The sequence below is a fragment of the Myxococcus hansupus genome (genome assembly GCF_000280925.3).
GTDB lineage: Bacteria > Myxococcota > Myxococcia > Myxococcales > Myxococcaceae > Myxococcus > Myxococcus hansupus.
Genome location: NZ_CP012109.1, coordinates 3,492,643 through 3,510,789 on the forward strand (window position 1 = coordinate 3,492,643; position 18,147 = coordinate 3,510,789).

20 protein-coding genes and 1 pseudogene are annotated in these 18,147 nt (G+C 68.8%); 14 read left to right on the forward strand and 7 right to left on the reverse strand.

Annotated elements, in window-relative coordinates:
* Positions 1-184: 184 nt before the first annotated feature.
* A pseudogene (locus A176_RS41195) lies at positions 185-508 on the forward strand (DUF6597 domain-containing transcriptional factor); the annotation flags it as partial.
* A gap of 155 nt (positions 509-663) precedes the next feature.
* Entirely contained in the window at positions 664-1,200 is a 537-nt protein-coding gene (locus A176_RS13590) for a DUF2378 family protein (protein ID WP_002636533.1), read from the forward strand.
* 5 nt (positions 1,201-1,205) lie between these two features.
* Here A176_RS13590 and A176_RS13595 read toward each other — a convergent pair whose 3' ends face one another.
* Both A176_RS13595 and A176_RS13600 read right to left on the reverse strand, forming a co-directional pair.
* The gene (locus A176_RS13595; RefSeq protein ID WP_002636532.1) at positions 1,206-4,808 is read right to left on the reverse strand and encodes an ABC transporter permease/M1 family aminopeptidase; all 3,603 of its coding nucleotides are present in this window, start codon (positions 4,806-4,808) and stop codon (positions 1,206-1,208) included.
* Between the two features lie 8 nt (positions 4,809-4,816).
* Positions 4,817-5,698, reverse strand: coding sequence for an ABC transporter ATP-binding protein (locus A176_RS13600; protein WP_002636531.1), 882 nt, complete (start codon positions 5,696-5,698; stop codon positions 4,817-4,819).
* Between the two features lie 67 nt (positions 5,699-5,765).
* Here A176_RS13600 and A176_RS13605 point away from each other — a divergent pair, with 67 nt between their 5' ends.
* Positions 5,766-7,031: a glycoside hydrolase 5 family protein gene (locus tag A176_RS13605; RefSeq protein ID WP_002636530.1), complete on the forward strand. Its 1,266-nt coding sequence runs from the start codon at positions 5,766-5,768 to the stop codon at positions 7,029-7,031.
* Between the two features lie 30 nt (positions 7,032-7,061).
* Here A176_RS13605 and A176_RS13610 read toward each other — a convergent pair whose 3' ends face one another.
* The 3 genes from A176_RS13610 to A176_RS13620 form a co-directional block, all read right to left on the reverse strand.
* Entirely contained in the window at positions 7,062-7,799 is a 738-nt protein-coding gene (locus A176_RS13610) for a response regulator (RefSeq protein ID WP_044889135.1), read from the reverse strand.
* On the reverse strand, positions 7,796-9,079 hold the full coding sequence (locus tag A176_RS13615) for a sensor histidine kinase (protein ID WP_002636528.1): 1,284 nt from the start codon (positions 9,077-9,079) through the stop codon (positions 7,796-7,798). The genes A176_RS13610 and A176_RS13615 overlap by 4 nt, the downstream gene beginning before the upstream one ends.
* Positions 9,080-9,188: 109 nt before the next feature.
* Positions 9,189-9,581, reverse strand: coding sequence for a hypothetical protein (locus tag A176_RS13620; RefSeq protein WP_226994303.1), 393 nt, complete (start codon positions 9,579-9,581; stop codon positions 9,189-9,191).
* Positions 9,582-9,703: 122 nt separating this feature from the next.
* On the opposite strand from A176_RS13620, the gene A176_RS13625 reads away from it, so the two are divergent.
* The 7 genes from A176_RS13625 (at position 9,704) to larE (ending at position 14,001) form a co-directional block, all read left to right on the forward strand.
* Positions 9,704-10,471, forward strand: a complete 768-nt coding sequence (locus A176_RS13625; RefSeq protein WP_002636526.1) for a HesA/MoeB/ThiF family protein — start codon at positions 9,704-9,706, stop codon at positions 10,469-10,471.
* On the forward strand, positions 10,459-10,698 hold the full coding sequence (locus A176_RS13630; RefSeq protein ID WP_144429535.1) for a sulfurtransferase TusA family protein: 240 nt from the start codon (positions 10,459-10,461) through the stop codon (positions 10,696-10,698). The genes A176_RS13625 and A176_RS13630 overlap by 13 nt, the downstream gene beginning before the upstream one ends.
* Before the next feature lie 3 nt (positions 10,699-10,701).
* Positions 10,702-10,974, forward strand: a complete 273-nt coding sequence (locus A176_RS13635) for a ubiquitin-like small modifier protein 1 (protein ID WP_044889137.1) — start codon at positions 10,702-10,704, stop codon at positions 10,972-10,974.
* A 5-nt stretch (positions 10,975-10,979) separates the two neighbouring features.
* Complete coding sequence (locus A176_RS13640; protein ID WP_044889240.1) at positions 10,980-11,621, forward strand: HesA/MoeB/ThiF family protein; 642 nt, start codon at positions 10,980-10,982, stop codon at positions 11,619-11,621.
* Complete coding sequence (locus tag A176_RS13645; protein ID WP_002636522.1) at positions 11,618-12,031, forward strand: M67 family metallopeptidase; 414 nt, start codon at positions 11,618-11,620, stop codon at positions 12,029-12,031. The genes A176_RS13640 and A176_RS13645 overlap by 4 nt, the downstream gene beginning before the upstream one ends.
* Before the next feature lie 193 nt (positions 12,032-12,224).
* Positions 12,225-13,007 (forward strand): adenylyl-sulfate kinase, encoded by a 783-nt coding sequence (gene cysC, locus A176_RS13650; RefSeq protein ID WP_002636521.1) that lies wholly within the window; start codon positions 12,225-12,227, stop codon positions 13,005-13,007.
* 97 nt (positions 13,008-13,104) lie between these two features.
* A complete protein-coding gene (gene larE, locus A176_RS13655; RefSeq protein ID WP_002636520.1) occupies positions 13,105-14,001 on the forward strand; it encodes an ATP-dependent sacrificial sulfur transferase LarE in 897 nt (298 codons plus the stop codon).
* Positions 14,002-14,009: 8 nt separating this feature from the next.
* Here the strand turns inward: larE and A176_RS39905 are convergent, their stop codons facing one another.
* Entirely contained in the window at positions 14,010-14,477 is a 468-nt protein-coding gene (locus A176_RS39905) for a helix-turn-helix domain-containing protein (protein WP_226994304.1), read from the reverse strand.
* 398 nt (positions 14,478-14,875) lie between these two features.
* Between A176_RS39905 and A176_RS13665 the strand changes: the two genes are divergently transcribed.
* From A176_RS13665 to A176_RS37965, 3 genes are all read left to right on the forward strand, one after another.
* Complete coding sequence (locus A176_RS13665; protein WP_002636518.1) at positions 14,876-15,367, forward strand: DUF1772 domain-containing protein; 492 nt, start codon at positions 14,876-14,878, stop codon at positions 15,365-15,367.
* Positions 15,368-15,530: 163 nt separating this feature from the next.
* Positions 15,531-16,064 carry a hypothetical protein gene (locus A176_RS13670; protein WP_002636517.1) on the forward strand — a complete coding sequence of 178 codons (534 nt, stop codon included), beginning with the start codon at positions 15,531-15,533 and terminating at the stop codon, positions 16,062-16,064.
* Positions 16,065-16,123: 59 nt separating this feature from the next.
* Positions 16,124-16,288 (forward strand): ribbon-helix-helix domain-containing protein, encoded by a 165-nt coding sequence (locus A176_RS37965; RefSeq protein ID WP_021780942.1) that lies wholly within the window; start codon positions 16,124-16,126, stop codon positions 16,286-16,288.
* Positions 16,289-16,315: 27 nt separating this feature from the next.
* Here the strand turns inward: A176_RS37965 and A176_RS13675 are convergent, their stop codons facing one another.
* Positions 16,316-17,164 carry a tRNA pseudouridine synthase A gene (locus A176_RS13675; RefSeq protein ID WP_044889139.1) on the reverse strand — a complete coding sequence of 283 codons (849 nt, stop codon included), beginning with the start codon at positions 17,162-17,164 and terminating at the stop codon, positions 16,316-16,318.
* A 44-nt stretch (positions 17,165-17,208) separates the two neighbouring features.
* On the opposite strand from A176_RS13675, the gene A176_RS13680 reads away from it, so the two are divergent.
* Positions 17,209-18,138 (forward strand): AgmX/PglI C-terminal domain-containing protein, encoded by a 930-nt coding sequence (locus A176_RS13680; protein WP_002636514.1) that lies wholly within the window; start codon positions 17,209-17,211, stop codon positions 18,136-18,138.
* Positions 18,139-18,147 lie beyond the last annotated feature (9 nt).

The window sequence follows — 18,147 nt, forward strand, 5'->3', positions numbered from 1 at the left end:
AGGGACGTTCAACTCCGGGTTTCTTGTGTCAGGCCTTGATAAGGATGGCGCCGGGGGCCCCTTCGGATTCAGCGCCCGGAAGCATCCTTGCAATCCTGTCTGACACCGGTGAGGTCGCTCCGTGTCCAGTCCCGCTCCAGCGCTCCGAGTCATCCGTCACGCCTCGGAGGAGGGGCGCTGGGAGATGGTGGCGCGCACGCCGGATGCTCGGCTCCGCGCGCTCGTCCGAGGACCCTACTGGGGATACGACGAATGGACGCCGGGTCCCATGCGCCGCCGCGAGCTGCCCTCGCCGCAGGTGGTGCTCATCATCGACTTTGGCCCGCCCATCCGGATTCTCGATTCCCGAGACAGATGTCACGCAGCTCGACACACGGAGGGCTTTGTCTCAGGGCTGGATGATACATTCTCAATCACTGAGACTTCGGGATCGATGCATGGCATTCAGGTGAATTTCACGCCCATGGGCGCGCGCCTGTTCTTGGAAATGCCGTTGCGTGAGCTGGCCCGGCGGGTCGTGGGATTGCGTGATGTGTTGGGACCCGCGGCGTCGTGTCCGGTGGACCCACTCCAGGGGGCTGACGCCGGACGTTGGCGAGTCAATGTCCGCGAACACGCTGACTTTCCCGGAAGGATTGACTCCCCTAGGGTGCCGCGCCACCGATGCCGACCGAAGTCACCGTCCAGTCCACGTTGTTCGAATCGTTGGTCCGCCTGTCGAAGCCCGACGCAGCCCTCCAGGCCGAGTTCCTCGCCGCGGGCTTCGACCTGGACAAGCCGCGCGCCGTCTATCCCGCCGCCGTGTTCATCGGGTGCCAGGACGCGGTGGTGCGACTGCGATACGCGGCCATGGACAGGAGGGCCGCGTACCGAGAGCTGGGGCGGGGCCTGGTGCGCAGCTACTTCGACACCCTGGTGGGCAAGGTCGTGGCCATGGCACTGAAGGTGGCCGGCCCCGAGCGCGCGATGAAGCGCGTGTCGCTCAGCTTCAGCTCGGTGTTCTCGCCCGTGGACATCCACGTCGAGTCCCTGGGCCCCGCGGACTGGCGCGTGCGCTTCCGCGGCTACCCGTTCCCCGCGGAGGCCGCCGCGGGCACCTGTGAGGGTGCGCTGCGGCAGGCCGGCGCCAGCGAGCCCCTGGTCGATGTCGAGCGCTACGAGCCGCCCGACGGGTTCGACCTGCGCATCCGCTGGCGCTGACGCCCTCAGGGCGTGGCGGGGCTCCCCATGGACAGTGCCGTGCCCAGGGTGGGCTCCGTCACGTTGTCCGTGGACGTGCGGTCAATGAGCACGTTGAGCGGATCGATGCCGACCTGGAAGGGCTTCACGGGGACTGTGAAGACAATCTCCGACTCGCCCTTGAGGACCTTGCGCTTCTCCAGGAAGACGGCCTCGCCGCGCTCGTCGAGCGCGCCCACGTCCATCCAGTCCTCGAAATCCACCTCGGTCTGCTCACCCGTCTCGTTCGCCCGGAACTTCTTCGCCACCACCTTGAGGGTGACGTCCCACGTGCCCTGGCTGTTCGGCCGAATCTGGGCGGACACCGCGCGGTTGTCGTAGAGGGTGATGTTCTCGAACAGGTCCTCGAGGAGGTACTGGAACTCCGGCGGCGTCTCCTCGCGGAGGAAGCCGAGCAGCTCGGTGGAGCCCGTGTACGGCGGCCCCTGGAAGCGGACCTTCTCCACGTACCGGCGCAGCGCCCGGTTCACCCGCTCCTCGCCGATGAAGTCTTGCAGCGCGTACATGACGAGGCTGCCCTTCTGGTAGTGGATGTACGCTTGGTTCTCCACGCGTGACAGCGGCACCTCCTTCTTGGATTCGAACGCGCGGCCGGAGAGGTAGCGGTCCAGTTCGAACTTGAGGAAGCGCTTCATCTTCTTCACGCCGTAGCGGTGCTTCATCACCATCAGCGCGGAGTACTGCGCCATCGTCTCCGACGTCATCGTCGCACCCTGGGCCCGAGCGCCCACCACCTGATGGGCCCACCACTGGTGCGCGATTTCGTGGGCGGTGACGTAGTACGGGTAGTCCACGTCGTCGGCGCGTCCGTCGTCCACGCGCGCGATGAATCCAATCGCCTCGGAGTACGGTATGGTGTTGGGGAAGGCCTGGGCGAAGCTGCCGTAGCGGGGGAACTCCAGGATGCGCGCCTGGCGGTGCTGGTAGGGGCCGAACTGCTCGCTGCAGTACGCCAGCGCGTCCTTCATGCCGCGCATCATCCGGTCCAACGCGAAGGTGTGCGTGGGGTGGTGGTAGATCTCCAGCTTCACGTCCTTCCACGTGTCGCGCATCACCTCGTAGCGCGCGGACAGCACGGAGAAGAAGTTGAGGATGGGCTGGTCCATCTTGTAGCGGAAGAAGCGGCGGTCGCCTTCGATCCACTCTTTCTCCAGATAGCCCGGCGCGATGGCGATCTGGTCCTTCGACGTGCTCACCGTGGCCTGGAAGGTGATGAAGTCCGAGTCCTGGCGGATGTAGTTGTCCTGCTTCGCCTTCGCGTCATCCCGGTCCGGCATGCGCTCGCGAGGAGGCAGGTCGTAGTCCTTGCGGTCCCGGTCGTCCGACAGCTCCGCGTCCTTCTGGTAGCCCAGCACCGGCAGGTTTCCGTTGTTGAAGAAGGTGCCGTTGCCCACGATGTCGGTGCGCGCTCCGCCGTGCTTGAAGCCACGGTCGCCGAACTCCAGATCGAAGGTGATGGCGGAGATGTCGCCGGGCGCCATCGGCTGGGGCAGCTCATAGACGAAGAGACCCAGCTCGGCGTCGTGCGCCGCCGGCCGCGTCACGCCTCCCAGCGACAGGCCGCGCACGTGGGCGTCGTCCGGCAGGCTCAGCAGCACCTTGAAGATGGGCACGTCCGTCGTGTTGCGGAGGCGGTACGTCCCCAGGGCTTCCAGGCGCAGCGCCTCCGGATGGATGTGGAAGGTGACCTCCGCCGCGGTGATGCGCGGGTGGGGGAGGGCGGCGTAGGAGGCGTATTCCTTCTCGTACCGGGCCTGCCGCCGCTCACGGTCCTTCTGCGTGACGTACGGGTTGAGCAGGTGCGTGTTGTAGTAGATGAACGCGCCCGCGCCCACGAAGGCGCAGAGCGACAGCGCCGCGGCCACGCTCCAGGCCGCCGAGCGCCGGGCCTTCGCCGCGGCCCACCGCTGCTTCCATCGCGTCTCCCGGCCCCGGACGGTGAGCAGGTAGCCCACCGCCACGAGCAGCGCGGCCAGCCCGTACCAGTACGCGCGGAACCACCCGAGCGCGGGCAGGATGCTGCCGAACCGGTTCATGTCGGAGAAGCGCAGCACGGGCTCGGAGCCGTAGCGCACCAGGGCGTCCTCCACGCCCATCAGGCTCAGCGCGGCCTGGAGGACGAAGTAGAGCACCATCACCAGGTACGCGAGGTACTTCTGGTGGATGAGCACCTGGGCGAAGAACGCCAGCACGCACAAGAGCGCGTCGTGCGGGAAGTCCAGGAGGAAGAGCTGGGTGGCGTAGAGGCTCCACTCGATGTCGAAGTAGCCGCGCAGCACCTGGGACAGCAGCGCGGAGACCATGGCCACGGCCTTGAGGGAGAAGGCCACCAGCAGCAGGGCGCTCAGCTTCGCGCCATAGCTCACCCACGAAGGCGCGCGGGTCGCGTCCACGATGTCGGCCAACCCCGCGTCGCGCTCCTTCCACACCAGCTCACCCGCGTAGAAGGTGATGGTGATGATGAGGAAGGGCTGGAACGTGCGCGAGGCCGTCTCCAACACCTGCCACGTCACCGGCCAGGTGGCGGTGCCGAACATCGACTTGGAGACGGAGATACCCATCGTGCCCATGGCGAGCCCGGCCACCACGAAGGACCAGAACACGGGCGAGCGGAGCACGTCCCGGTAGGACAGCCACGCGGTCGACAGCGCCGTGCGCAGCCAGGTTGCCGTCGTGGGCGCCGCCTGGAGGGTGGGGATGGCGACCGGCGCGGGGGCCGCCGTCTCCCGGTGGGCTCCCCGCCCGCGCTGCTCCTCCACGGTGGTGCGGAAGCGCAGCACGGCCAAGCCGAGGAACACCGCGCCCACCACGCTCCACAGCACCCGGTTGGCGAGCAGCAGCCCCGAGAGGGGAATGAGGTCCCGGTTGCGCTCGGCGGCGGTCCAGTAGCGGGTCGCGTTCTCGAAGGTGAGGAAGCCGAAGGGATCCAGCAGGGACGCCAGGTCCTGGTGCTGCACGTCGGACATGGCGGAGCTGAGCACCAGGTAGCCCATCACCAGCACCACGACGCCCACGTAGACAGGGGCCATGCGCCGGGTGACGGCCGCCAGCGTGAAGAAGACGGCGCCCGCGACGAAGAGCGTGGGCCAGACGCCCACGACGTAGGGCCACAGGTACGTGGCGAGCCGGAACGACGTGAGCCGGTCCGCGTCCACCACCCAGACGCCCGCGGCGCCCACGAGGAGGCCGGGGATGATGGCGAGCATCAACACGGCGCTGAAGAGATACGCGCCCAGGAACCGGCCGAGCAGGTACGGCGTCTTCTTCACGTTCTTCGTGAAGATGAGCATCCAGGTGTTGTGGCCGAAGTCCTGATAGGCGGCCTGGCCGAAGACGGCGGCCACCATGAAGAGCCCGAAATAGGCCAGGCTGGTGGTGAAGTTGAAGACGGTGTGCGGGCTGTTGACGCGGACCAGCTCGGGGCCGGAGGCCACCGAGAAGCCCTTGAACACGGCGCCAATGGCCAGTGTCATCAGCGCGGCGGCGGTGGCCAGCACGGCGGCGTAGACCCAGGTGGAGATCATCTTCACCCGGCGCCGCAGCTCGAAGGTCAGGAGGGCGGTGAACATGGCGGCCCTCAGGACTGCTTGGAGGCCCTGGCGAGGGCGTGGAAGTACACGTCCTCCAGGTCCGGCGTGGCGGGCTCGAAGCCAGCAGGCGCGCTCTCCGCGTGGACGTGGACCAGCCGCTGCCCGGCCACGCGGCGCACGGCGATGACCTCCAGCTCCTTCATGAGGGCGTCCAGTTCCTCCTGGTGCGTGACGAAGCGCTTCCACACGCGCTGGTGCAGCGACTCCACCAGCTTCAGCGGGTGCCCGGCGGCCACGACGTTGCCGTGGGCGAGGATGGCCATGTTCTGACAGAGGTCCGCGACGTCCGACACGATGTGCGTGGAGAGCAGCACCACCACGTCCGCGCTGATTTCGGCCAGCAGGTTGTGGAAGCGGAAGCGCTCGGCGGGGTCGAGCCCGGCGGTGGGCTCGTCCACGATGAGCAGCTTCGGGTTGCCGAGCAGCGCCTGGGCGATGCCGAAGCGCTGCTTCATGCCGCCGGAGAATCCACCGAGCCGCCGGTCGCGGTGCTCCCAGAGGTTCGTCTTCTGGAGCAGCGCCTTCACCGCGTCATGGCGGGGGCCTCGCTGGGCCAGCCCCTTGAGCTGCGCGAGGTGGTCCAGCATGTCCCACGCCGTCACCTTGGGGTACACGCCGAAGTCCTGGGGCAGGTAGCCGAGCACCTCGCGCAGCCGGTCCTTGTCCCGGCGCAGGTCGATGCCGTCGAACGTCATGGCGCCCGCGTCCACGTCCTGCAGCGTCGCGATGCTGCGCATCAGCGTGGACTTGCCGGCGCCGTTCGGTCCGAGCAGCCCGAACATTCCGCGCGGAATGGTGAGATTGACACCCTGCAAGGCTCGGGTGCCGTTGGGATAGGTCTTCGACACGCCTTCCAGCTTGAGCTCCATGACGGAGCAACCTAGCCCAGACCTCGGGACCGATGCGTGAGGCACGTGGCGTCGTTAGATTGCATTCATGCCCCTTCCTCCCCGGAGCTCCGTCGCCGCCGTCGCCTTCCTGCTGGGGGCGTGTGGTGACGGGGATCCGGTCATGCTGGAAGCCGTGGCCGCGAGCTGCCCGCGGGGGCCGGCGCAGCACCTGGATCGGTTGCCCTCCGGCACCATGGTGCTCAATGCCTACTTCCTCCAGGAGGAGGCCACCCGTGACGTCCGTCGCGGCGCGTCGGAGTCCCTCGTCCTGGAAGAGGTGCTCGCCAAGGCCTCGGCGATGGGGGTTCGGGCGCTGCGGACCAACGGGCACAACGACGCGGTGTCGAAGGTGGGCGACACCGCCATGCAGGTGGCGCCGCTGGAGTACGACGAGACGTCCCTCGTGGGGCTGGACTGGGTGCTGGCCCGGGCCCGGGCCCATGGCATCCGGCTGGTGCTGACCCTGGGGAACTACTGGAACGCCTACGGCGGCACCCGGCAGTACGTGGCGTGGGCGGGCCTGCCCTCGCCGGTGGAAGGGGACCCGCGCTTCTTCACGGACCCGGCGGTGGTGCGGCACTACAAGGCGCACGTCACGCACCTGCTCAACCGGGTGAACACGGTGGACGGCATCCGCTACGGCGACCATCCGTCCGTCCTGGCGTGGGAGCTGCTCAACGAGCCCCGGGGCCGAGGGCTGGACCGGGATGGCGCGCGGCTCCGGACGTGGATTGATGACGTGGCCCGCGAGGTGAAGTCCCTGGCGCCCGGCCACCTGGTGGGAACGGGTGAGGAGGGCTTCGAGCCCACCACGGAGGGCTATGACCCGCTCTTCTGGACCCGCGCCCGGTCTCCGGTGTTCCACACGCCGGGCTCCAGCTTCACGCGCAACACGGCGTCGCCATACATCGACTTCGCGTCCGTGCACTTCTATCCGGAGTCCTGGGGCCTGGGCGGCACGGACACGGCGGAGGCGGGCGCCCGGTGGATTCGCGAACACGCCGCCGTCGCGCGGAGCCTGGGCAAGCCCTTGTTCGTGGGTGAGCTGGGCCTGCGCAACGCGGGGGACTTCGACATCTCACAGCGGCGCGCGTTGTACCGGGGCTGGCTGGAGTGTCTGCGCAACGCGGGCGTGGCCGCCGGGGCCTTGTGGCTCTTCGCCAACGACTCCCGGCCCGATGCGTGGGACGGGTACACGTTCTACTTCAAGGATGGCACCCATCCGGGTGACCCGGTCAACCGCTACGCCGACCTGGTCGTCGAGGCCGCCGCCGCGGAGCGGCCCGGTGCGGCCGTGTCCCGGAGCTACTGAGCCTGAGCCACCGGGAGCGGCGCGACGGCGTCAGACGGAGATGAGGCCCTTGCGGATGCCCTCGGTGACGGCCTCCACGCGGTTGGTGACCTCGAGCTTCCGGTAGATGTGTTCCAGGTGCGTGCGGATGGTCGCCTTGCTGAGGTCGAGCAGCCGCGCGGCCTCGCTGTTGGACACGCCCTTGGCGATGAGCTGGAGGATCTCCCGCTCGCGGTCCGACAGCGGCTTGAGCAGCGGCTCGAGCAGGGCGTCATTGGCCGCGGGCACGGGCTCGGGCGCGGTGGGCGCGGGGTTGGCGTCCGGCTCCACGCGGAAGTGGCGGAGCAGCCGGCGGGCGAGGTTGGGCTGGATGACAGTGCCCCCCGCGCGGACCTCCTTGATGGCCTCGATGATTTTGTCCACCGGGGCGCCCTTGAGCAGGTAGCCGGAGGCCCCCGCCTTCACGGCCTCCAGGACTTTGTCCTCCTCGTCGAAGATGGTGAAGATGAGGATTTCAATCTTGGGGAAGCGCGCCTTCACCTCGCGCGTGACGTCGATGCCGCTCATGCGCGGCAGCCCCAAATCCAACAGGAGCACGTCCGGCATCAGCTTGGGCACTTCCTCCAGCGCGGCCTCGCCGGAGAGCGCGGTGCCGATGATGTCCATCTCCGGGTGGTTCTCGAACAGGCGGAGCTGGTTCTTGAGGATCTTCGTCTGATCCTCCACCACGAAGACGCGAATGGGCGGTGAGGAGGGCGGCTGCGGGGCGTCCACGGGGGCTCCGGTCATGACGGGCGACAGGGAAGGGAGAATGCCACCTGCGCGCCCGCGCCGGGTGACGAGTCGACAATGAGCTGGCCACCGAGCTTCATGGCGCGCTCTCGCATGTTGAGAAGACCGTAGTGGCCCCGCGGCGTCCGGGAGGGGTCGAAGCCCTTGCCGTCGTCGCGCACGACGAGGTTGACGCGCTCCTCGCTGAAGTCGAGCCGCACCTGGACGCCCTTGGCCTCCGCGTGTTTCACCGCGTTGGACAGGGACTCCTGGAGGATGCGGAACAGCGCCAACTGCGCGTCCGGGCTGAGCTTGCGCTGAAGGCCGGTGCGCTCGAAGCGGATGTCCAGGCCGGTGCGCTCGCGGAACGTCTTCGCGTAGTCCTCCAGGTCCTGCGCCAGCTCGAAGTCCTCGCGCATCATCCGCAGGTTGCGCCGCAGCTCCTCGATGGACTCCTCCGCCGTGAGCTTCAGCTCGCGAATCTCCTCGCGCAGCCCGTCCTCGCGCGCGAGGTTCAGGATGTATTCGGACTGGATGATCATCGACGACAGGGACGCGCCCAGTCCGTCATGAATCTCGCGCGCCAGCCGGTTGCGCTCCTCCACCACCGCCAGCTCCTTGAGGTCGCCCTGCAGGGACACCACCTCGCGGTGCGCGGCGGCCTCGCGCTCGTTCAGGTACACGAGCACGTAGACGATGATGAAGTTGAGCGCGAGGTACCAGAGCAGCGTCAGCAGCTCCACCGCCGTCACGGAGCGGTTGAGGAGCAGGTCCAGCCGCGTGGTGATGGGCAGCGCTAGCAGCGGCGGAAGAATGGCCAGCGGCTTGGGGTAGAGGATGGCGAAGAGCGTGGTGAAGAGGAGCTGCGTGGCCAGCAGTGGGCTCTGGAGGCCGCCGCCCACGTGCGGCTTGACGATGAGCACCACGCTGATGGCCACGTCGAGGCACAGGGTGATGTACGTCACCCAGCGGCCCGCCTTCGGATGGTCGATGACCAGCAGGTTGGCGACGCTGTAGAGCAGCATCGCGAAGTAGCCGACGAAGGAGAACGGGCCGGTGAGGCCGAAGTAGCCACTCCACGCCGGCACCGCGAGGATGAGCAGACCCAGCGTGAGGAACATCATCCGCGCGTAGAAGAGCGCGCGGGCGCGGGCGACGAAGCGGTCCTGCTCCCACGAGGCAGTCGCCTGCTCCGCCGACACGCTGTCCGTCAGCTTGCGGCGCTCCAGGACCTTCCGCACGCGAGCGCGCAGGTCGTTGGCAGGGGTCTCCTCGCTGAGGGCGAGTTGGGAATCCATTCGCCCGGCAGTCTACGGGAGCCGCAGGGGGGCCGGGAATCCCGGAGGTGGCCTGCCTTGCTTCCGGGAGGGCGAGGAGGCAGGCCCCACGCCCCGTGGAAGCACCGCGTCAGTCGGCGGAGGCATCCCCCGAGCACGCCTGACGCACCTCGGGCTTGTTCTTGAAGATGAACTCCAGGCGGTCCGTGCTCTCGCCGGTCCGCTCGTCGAAGAGCGGCGTGCCCCCCGTGTACATGCTGCCTTCGGGGTTGCCATATGTGTCCAGGCCGTTCTTCTGGAGCCACGCGTCCACGCAGGCTTCCTGGGCCGCGCGCGCCGTGCCCCCCGCGCCCGAGTCGACTTCAGTGCCCAGCTCGCCCTTGCTGGCCCCCGTCTTGGTGGACTCGCTGGGGGCGGAGGATGCATCGGTGGGCCCCGGGGCCTCGCCCGTCTTGCGGGAGCAGCCGGGAGCGAGGAGGAGGAGGGCAGCGGAAAAGACGAGCACGCCGGTCAGGTTTTTCATATGTCCTGGCAGGTGAGGTCCGCGCGAAGGCGGGACGGTGGAAGGGTACCTGCGCCTTTCTGCAAGGTGGTACGCAGGCGGCCCCACCATATTCGTTTCCGACCTCGTGGAGCAGCAAACCGATGCATGGCCACGGCACAGATCACCATCCCCGAATTCCCCATGCATCCCGGTTGGAGCGCGCGCGCATCCTGCTGGTGGGAGCAGGCGGGCTGGGTTGCCCGGCGTCCCTGGCGCTGGCGCAGGCCGGTGTGGGCCACCTGACGCTCGCGGATCCCGACCGGGTGGACGTGACGAATCTGCCGCGCCAGCTCTGGCACCGGCCGTCGGACGTGGGCCGGAACAAGGCCGAGTCCGCCGTGGCGGGCCTCGCGCGTGCCTTCCCCGAGCTGTCCACGGAGGCACTCGGGGAACGGGTGGATGCGAGCAACGCGGAGGGACTCTTCCGCGCGCACGACGCCGTCATCGACGCCACGGATGGCGTGGCCACCAAGTTCTTCCTGTCCGACGTCGCGGTGTTGACGGGCGTACCGCTGGTCTATGGCGGCGTGCTGCGCATGCAGGGGCAGGCGATGCGCGTCGACCCGGGCGGGCCCTGTCTGCGCTGCCTCTATGAAGCGCCGCCGCCTCCGGATTCGGTCCCCACGTGCGCGCAGGCGGGCGTGCTCGGCTCGCTTGCGGGGTTGGTGGGCGCGGTGCAGGCCCTGTTGACGCTGGAGTTGCTGTCCGGCGCGGCGCAAGGGCCCCGGGGGGAGTCCACGTTACATGTCCTGGACGCGGTGTCGCTGCTGGGGCGGCGGACGCGCGTGACGCAGGCCCCGGAGTGCGAGGGCTGCCGCGTCACGGCCGTGCCGGTGTACCCGGAGTCCGCGGAGGCGTGCACGCCATGACGGCGACCTTGGACATCACCCGCGAGGTCTGCCCGATGACCTACGTGCGGACGAAGCTGAAGCTGGAGGCGCTGGAGCCGGGCACGCTCCTGGAGGTGCTGCTCCGGGGCGCCGAGCCGCTGAAGAACGTGCCTCGCAACGCGCGTGACGAGGGCCACGAGGTGGTGTCTTTGGACGCGCTCCCGGACGGGACGCACCGGCTGGTGCTCCGCAAGCAGGGCAGGTGAGGCATGGCGACCCTTCGAATTCCCACCCCGATGCGCGCCTTCACGGGCAACCAGGCCGAGGTCTCCGCCGCTGGCGCCACCGTGCGCGAGGTGCTGCAGGACCTGGACGCGCGCCACCCGGGCATTGGCGGCCGGGTCCTGGACGAGCGCGGCGCGGTCCGCCGCTACGTCAATGTGTTCCTCAATGACGAGGACATCCGCGCGTTGAGCGGGTTGGACACGCCGGTGAAGGACTCCGACCGAATCACCCTCATCCCCGCCATGGCGGGAGGCTGATGGGCATGGCGCTGCGGGAAGATCAGATCCTCCGGTACTCGCGGCAGATCCTCCTGCGCGAGGTGGGCGGGCGCGGCCAGGAGGCGCTGCTCGCGGGGCGGGTGCGGGTGGATGGCATCGGCGCCGCGGGGCTGACGGCGGCGGCGTATCTGGCGGGCGGTGGCACTCCGGTGGCGGGCGCGGGCTCGCTGACGTTGGGACCCTGGGCCCCGGGCTTCCTGATGAGCGCCTCCGACGTGGGGCTGCCCGTGACGGAGGCGCTGGCGCGCGAGGTGCCGGCGCTGAACCCGGATGCGGAGCCCGTGGGGCAGGGCGGGGGGCTGGTGGCGGAGCTGCCCGCCGCGTGGAGCGGTGACGCACCTTGGGTGGCGTTAGGTGGAGACGGCGTGCGCGCCGCGGTGGTGTTCCGGAGCGCCGAGGGCTGCCTCTGGTGCTTTGGCGAGACGGTGCGACAGCTCGGCTCGCCGCCGGATGGCGCGCTGGGCGTGGCGGTGGGGACGCTGGGGGCGCTCGTCTTTCAGCGGCTTCGTCTGGGCCTGGGGCCGTCGTTCGGTGGCCGTTGGCTGGCGGCGCCGGGGCTGGTGGAGGACATGGCGCCACCGCGCTGTTCCCGCTGCGCCAGCCGCGAGGACCCCGCCGCGCCGTGAGCCCGTGGCCCGAGCACGTCCGCGCCGCCGTGGCGCGACACCTGGAGGCCGCGTATCCCCTCGAAGGCTGTGGGGTGATTCTCCGCGATGCGGCCGGTGACGGCTTCCGCGTCCGTCCCCTGCGCAATGCCGCCCCCAATCCGCGGGAGGCGTACGCCTTCGCACCCGAGGAGTGGTTGGCGGTGTGCATCGAGGCGGATGTGCGCGCGGAGCGGGTTGTCTGCGTCTTCCACTCGCATGTCGATGCACCTGCGACCTTCTCGCGAGAAGACCTGCTACGGGCGGCGCCGGAGGGGCATCCGCTGCTGCCCGACGTTTCCTATCTCATCGGATCCGTACGGCGCGGCTGTGTTCACTGCGTGTCGGAGTATGAGTGGGGTGCGGGGGGCTTTGTGATCAGAACGCTCTGAAACATGCGTTGCAAAAACGAAAAAACCGTGTGTCAGCAGGCACTTGAACGCCCGTCACCCCCACCTGCGGAAAGGTGGGCGCGAATTGTCAAGTGCCCGGGTTTTCGTCTATAACCGCGTCCATCTTTTGGATCTGCGGCGTTCTGAAGCAGCTTGCAAGAAGCGCTCCGGACGCAGGGAGTAGACGACCCTTATGGCCTCCAACACTGGTTTCACCCTCTGGCTGACCGGCATGTCCGGTACCGGGAAGAGCACCATCGCTGCCTACATCGCGGCGCGCCTGCGGCAGGTGGGCCGCAACGTCGAGATTCTCGACGAGGGTGAAGTGGGCGAGGCGCTCTGGTCGGGTTTGGGGGATGCCAAGGAGGACCGCATCACGTCCGTCCGCCGGCTGGGCTACGTGGCGAACCTGCTGACGCGCAACGGCGTCGCGGCGCTGGTGCCCTGCGTCAGCCCCTACAAGCCGGGCCGCGAGGAGAACCGTCGCGCCATCGGTCGGTACGTGGAGGTCTACGTGGACTGCCCGACCGAGAAGCTCATCGAGCGCGACAGCACGGGCCGCTACAAGAAGGCGCTCAACGGGGAGATCCCCAACTTCATCGGCATCACCGAGCCGTACGAGCCGCCCAACTCGCCGGAGGTCACCATCCACTCCGACGTCGAGGAGGTGGAGGACGGCGCGGCGAAGATCTTCCAGTCGCTCCTGGACCTTGGCTACATGTCCACGGAGGAGCTGAAGATCATCACCGGCAAGAAGATGAAGGCCAACCCGCTGCCGGCCAAGGGTGAGAAGGCGGAGAAGCCCGAGAAGGCGGAGAAGGGTGGCGCCAAGGCGCGCCGGGCCGAAGAGGCCAAGCCGGCCGCCAAGGCCGCGAAGTCGGACAAGGGCACCAAGGCCCGTCCGGCCACGCGCGCGGCCCGGGTGGCCAAGCCGGCTCCCGCGGCGAAGAAGGCCGTGAAGCGGAAGGCTCGCTAGGTCGCTGGGCTTTCGGGCCCGGGTTTCAATTTGAAGGGCTCCAGGTTGCAGCGCGACGCGCATGCAATCCGGGGCCCTTTCGTTTTAGGAAAGCCTCATGCTGAGCACCGAGCGGATCCAGTCACTGTGTGAATCCTCGCGTCCCAAGCTGGATGCCATGCGTGCGGCGTTGCGTGCCCACGGCAGCGCGCTGGTGGCGTTCTCGGGCGGGGTGGACTCGACGTTCGTGTTGAAGGTGGCGGTGGAGGAGCTGGGCGAGCGGGCGCTCGCGCTCACCGCGCTGTCCGCGTCCGTGGCGCCGGAGGAGGCGGACGAGGCGCGGGAGTTGGCGCGGAAGCTGGGGGCTCGGCACGTGGTGATGGGGAGCAACGAGCTCGCCAATCCCCAGTACGCGGCCAACCCGACGAACCGCTGCTACTTTTGCAAGACGGAGCTGTACGACATCTGCGAGGCGCAGCGGAAGACGCTGGACCTGGCGGTGGTGCTGGACGGCTTCAACGCGGATGACTTCAAGGACCACCGGCCCGGACACAAGGCGGCGCAGGAGCACAAGGTGCTCTCGCCGCTGGCGCAGGCGGGGCTGACGAAAGAGGAGATCCGTGCGTGGAGTCAGTCGCTCGGTCTGCCGACCTGGGACAAGCCGCAGATGGCGTGCCTGGCGTCGCGCATCCCGTACGGCACGGCGGTGACGCGGGACCGGTTGCTGCAGATCGCCGCGGCGGAGTCGGAGCTGCGCAAGCTGGGCTTCCGTCAGTTCCGGGTGCGGTACCACCAGGACGTGGCGCGGCTGGAGATCGCGGCGGAGGAGTACGATCGATTCCTGGCCGCGGACGTGCGGCAGAAGATCAACGCCGCGTTCCTGGCGCTGGGGTTCAAGTTCGTCGCGCTGGACCTGGAGCCGTTCCGCTCGGGCCGGATGAATGACGCGGCGGGAATCGCGAAGCCGGGGGCCTCGGGCAAGCCGGAGGGGTTCTCGCTGCCCGTGGTGAGCTGAGGCGTCCGTCAGCGTGCATCCCGGCGAATCACGGCGGGCGTCAGGCCGGTGATTCGTCGGAACACGGTGGTGAAGTGGCTCTGTGAGCCGAAGCCGACCGCGAGTGCGATGTCGCCCAGGGGCAACGAGGATTGGCTCAGCAGGTCGCGCGCTCGCTCCACGCGCTGCTGCTGCACCCAGGCGTGCGGCGTCATCCCGGTGGACTGCCGGAAGGCGCGGGTGAAGTGAAAGACGCTCAGTCCGGCGCGCCGGGCCAGCTCCCCCACGGGGATTCGCCGCGCGAGGTGCGCTTCGACGTAGAGCTTCACGCGGTGGAGCGCCGCGGGTGAGAGTCCGCCTCGCTGCCGTGCCGCTCGGGAACGCCCTGGCTCCTGGAGCAGCTTCGCCACCCGTGCCGCGTGACGGTCCTGAATGGCCCGCGCCGAGGTGAGGAACCCCGCGACGATTCGCAGGTGCTCCTCCGGCAGTGACGCCATGAGCGCGTGTCCGTCCGACTGCAAGGGCCCCCAGAGGGTCTCGATCCACGCGCGTGCATGCGCGGTGAGCACCAGTCTGCGCCCCCTCGGGGCCCTTCCTTCTCGACGTAGCCCGCCAACTCCAGCCGTGCCACGTCCGTCCCTGGAGGGATGGCGCTCATGGGGGCAGGGCCACCGAAGTGAAGTTGTGCGAGGCACGAGAGCTCCGCGCGTCCGAGCGCGAGGACTTCTCCCACGGTGGCGTCGAACGCCGCGGACGCATCCTGGAACTGGACGACGTCGGTGCCAATCCGTTCGAGCAGGGAGGGTGGGGGACCCATCGAGAACTCCGCAGGAAGGAGAAAAACGACCCAAGGGTGGGAAAGACGGCCGCGTGCTCCCGGAGCACCTTGGGCGTCATGATCAACCTGAAGCACTCCCTCGCGGCAATCGTCCTGTGGCTCTTCGTCATCAACCTGGGCATCGCGTTCGGCGCGGGCCTCTACGAGCACCGCATCTCGCTGCCCCGGTGGCTGGACATCGCCGGCGGCCATTGGTCCGCGGAGGCCGCGCGGCAGGACGACGTGGGCCTGCGATTCTGGGCGTTCGTCAGCACCGGCCCCATGACGCTGCTCACCCTGGCGAGTCTGTACTTCGCGACGCAGGCCTCCGGGCCGGTGCGCACCTGGTGGCTGGCGGCCGTGGCGGCGGCGCTCGTCGATCGGCTCCTCACGTTCTCGTACTTCATCCCGACGATGTTCGGGCTGATGCAGGCGCCTGACACCGCTGCGTCCGTGGACACCGCGATCACCTGGGGTCGGATGAACCACGTGCGTCACGTGCTCGTGGCCGGGGCTTGGTTCGCGGCGCTCCAGGCGCTGAGTTGGCTCCGTGTCAGAGGGGGTGGGTGATCCGCCACCATCCCTGGATCATCCCGCCGCGATTCTTTCGATGCACGTGCCCTGGAAGGGTGGGGCCGCCAACACGGGACTCGCCGGGCGTGGGACCCTGTTAGAAGCGTCATCCGCCGCCATGGTCCATGACCGCTCCGCCACGGCCCGAAAGGGCCCACACATGATGCGACGCGTCCGCGCGCTGATCAGCGCGGCGGTCCTCTCAGGGCCCACCGCGGCCAGCGCCGCCGAGTACGTGGACACGCCGTACGCGGATCGCCGGGCCTTCTCGCTGATCCTCGGCCCCGGCGCGTCCTACGCCGAGTCCATCAACGCATCCGAGTCCAGCGCCGTGGCGGGTGGGGACGTGCACCTGGATCTGGGGGCCAGCCGGACGGTGGGCTACGACGGGGACGAACTCTTCGTGCTGATCCGCGGGAGCCTGCGTGGGCCGGATCTCTCGGTGGCGGGGGGCTACCGGAGCTTCTTCGGGGATGGGGCGTGGCAGACCTTCTATGATCTGGGCCTGCTGATCAGGCCATTTTCTGGGCCGTGGGTGGGGCCTCGCATAGCGTTGGGCGCGCGACACACCTTCTCCGACCGGCTCGCGGTGTTCGGGGGGCTCGGGCTTTCGCTCGGGTTCGGCGCGGGCCTGCGGGGAGATGCCGAAGCCTTCACCGGGGTTCAGTGGATCTTCCCGGTCGGATCGAAGTGAATTTCTTGCGATCAGACCGACCTGTGAGAATGTGTGCGCATCTGTAGGAGGTCGCGCACATGGACATCAGCCCCCGCCTTACTTCTGTGGTCTTCCGGCTCAACCGCGAGAAGCTCGACGCCCTCAAGGATCTGTCGCGCTCCACCCGCATCCGCCAGAGCGAGTACCTCCGCGAGGCCATCTCCGATCTGCTCGCGAAGTACGAGGAGCGGCTGGTCGACTGACGACCGCCGTCCGGGCCCCACCGCGTGTCACCCGAAATGGAAGGGTGGCTCCAGCGGAAGCCCCGGGGGATGGAGACGCTCCCCGGCGGTGAAGGGGTCCACGCCAGGAGGGTAGCAAACCTCCCAGAGCACCAGGCCGTGCGCGGGCGCCTTGAAGCCCTCCATGGCCAACCCCGTCTCCAACGCCGCGCGCCAAGCCTCTTCGGGCAACAGCCCCGCGGCCACCTTCAACGCGCTCCCGATCAGATACCGGACCTGGTAGCGCGCGAAGCCCTCGCCACACAGCCGCGCCTCATAGAGGCCACCGCCCAGCGCATGCAGGGTGGCGGACTCCAACGTGCGGGGCTTGCGAGGACTGGACTTCTCGTGGAACGCGATGAAGTCCCGCGTCCCCTCGGCCGACCGCAGCAGCTCCGTCAGCCGCTCCGGCGTCACCGTGGCTCCTGCCTGGAGCAGCGGCTCCGCCGGAACATCCAGCACATAGGGCGCCCACGCGGGATTCGCGATGCCGCCCAAGCGGAGCCGGTAGCGGTACTCCTTCCCAATCGCGCTCCACTGCGCATGGAAGGAACCCGGCCGGCGCACCCCGCACAGCCCCAGCCCCGGGGGCAGTCGGGCAGGCAGTCGCTGCTCGAGCGACTCGGCGGAATCCCCCGGCTCCAGCCGGACGCTCACCACCTGCATGCGGGCGTGGACACCCCGGTCCGTCCGTCCCGACGGCATCAAGGTCGCGGGGACCCCCACGGAGCGGAGCGCCTCTTCCAGCGCGGACTGCACGGTGGGTCCTTCCGGTTGCCGCTGGAAGCCCCGAAAGATTCCGCCGCGGTACCAGATCCACAGTGCGACAGGAATCCGCTTGGAAGTCGAGGGGAGCACGCCGTTGCCTGAGTGTGGGGAAGCACGGGATACTCGCGCGCGGAATGGTGGCCGGACAAGACCCTGCGGCGGACGTGGAAGGACAGTGGCTCTACAAGCACGGAGACCTGGTGCTGGGGCCCGTCAGTGGCACCCTCATCGTGGAGAAGCTCACCACGGGTGAGCTGGCGCCCGAGACGTGGGTGGCGCTCGCGGGCGAACGCGACTTCCACCGGATGACGGAGGTGGATGCGTTCCGCGTCCACATCGCCCGGGCGGAGGCTGCCTCCCGCGTGGCCGCCGCCGTCGTCGTCGAGCGCGCCAAGTCGGCCAAGCGCCTGAAGGTCCTGGGCGGCGCCGCCGTGGCGGGCGTGCTGGTGCTGGGCGTCGTCGGCGTCCAGGTGGCGCGCAACGCCGCGGTCCACGGCTGGTTCGGCGGAGACGACCTCCCTCAAGACGACTTCGAGATGGGCGAAATCACCATCCGCGTGGCGCAGGCGCGCGCGGATGACGAGGAGCTCTTCGAGTACCCGGGGACGGGCGTGCGCCGTCCGGGCACGGGTGAGCCGGGCGCGAAGCCGGCCACGGGCAGCGGCGCTCCCGGCAGGGTGGCCATGGCCTCCACCACGCGAGCGCCGGACCGGAAGCCGCCGCGTCCGGGCGGCAGCGTGAGCACGGAGCCGGACGGCATGGAGATGACGCAGCAGTTCGACCAGGACGCCATCAACAAGGTGGTGGCCAGCAACAAGTCGACGCTGTTCCGCTGCTTCAAGGAAGAGGCGGAGCGCAGCCCTGGCATCTACGCCAAGGTTCCCATGGAGTTCGTCATCGGGAACGACGGCCGGGTCAGCAAGCTGTGGGTGGACAACCACCAGTTCAAGAAGGGTCCACTCTACGAGTGCCTTCTGTCCGAAATGCAGAAGTGGCCGTTCCGCGCCTACGAGGGTGAGCGGGCCACCGTCGGCCTGTCGTTCACCATCGGCAAGCGGGGGTAGGGTCACTTT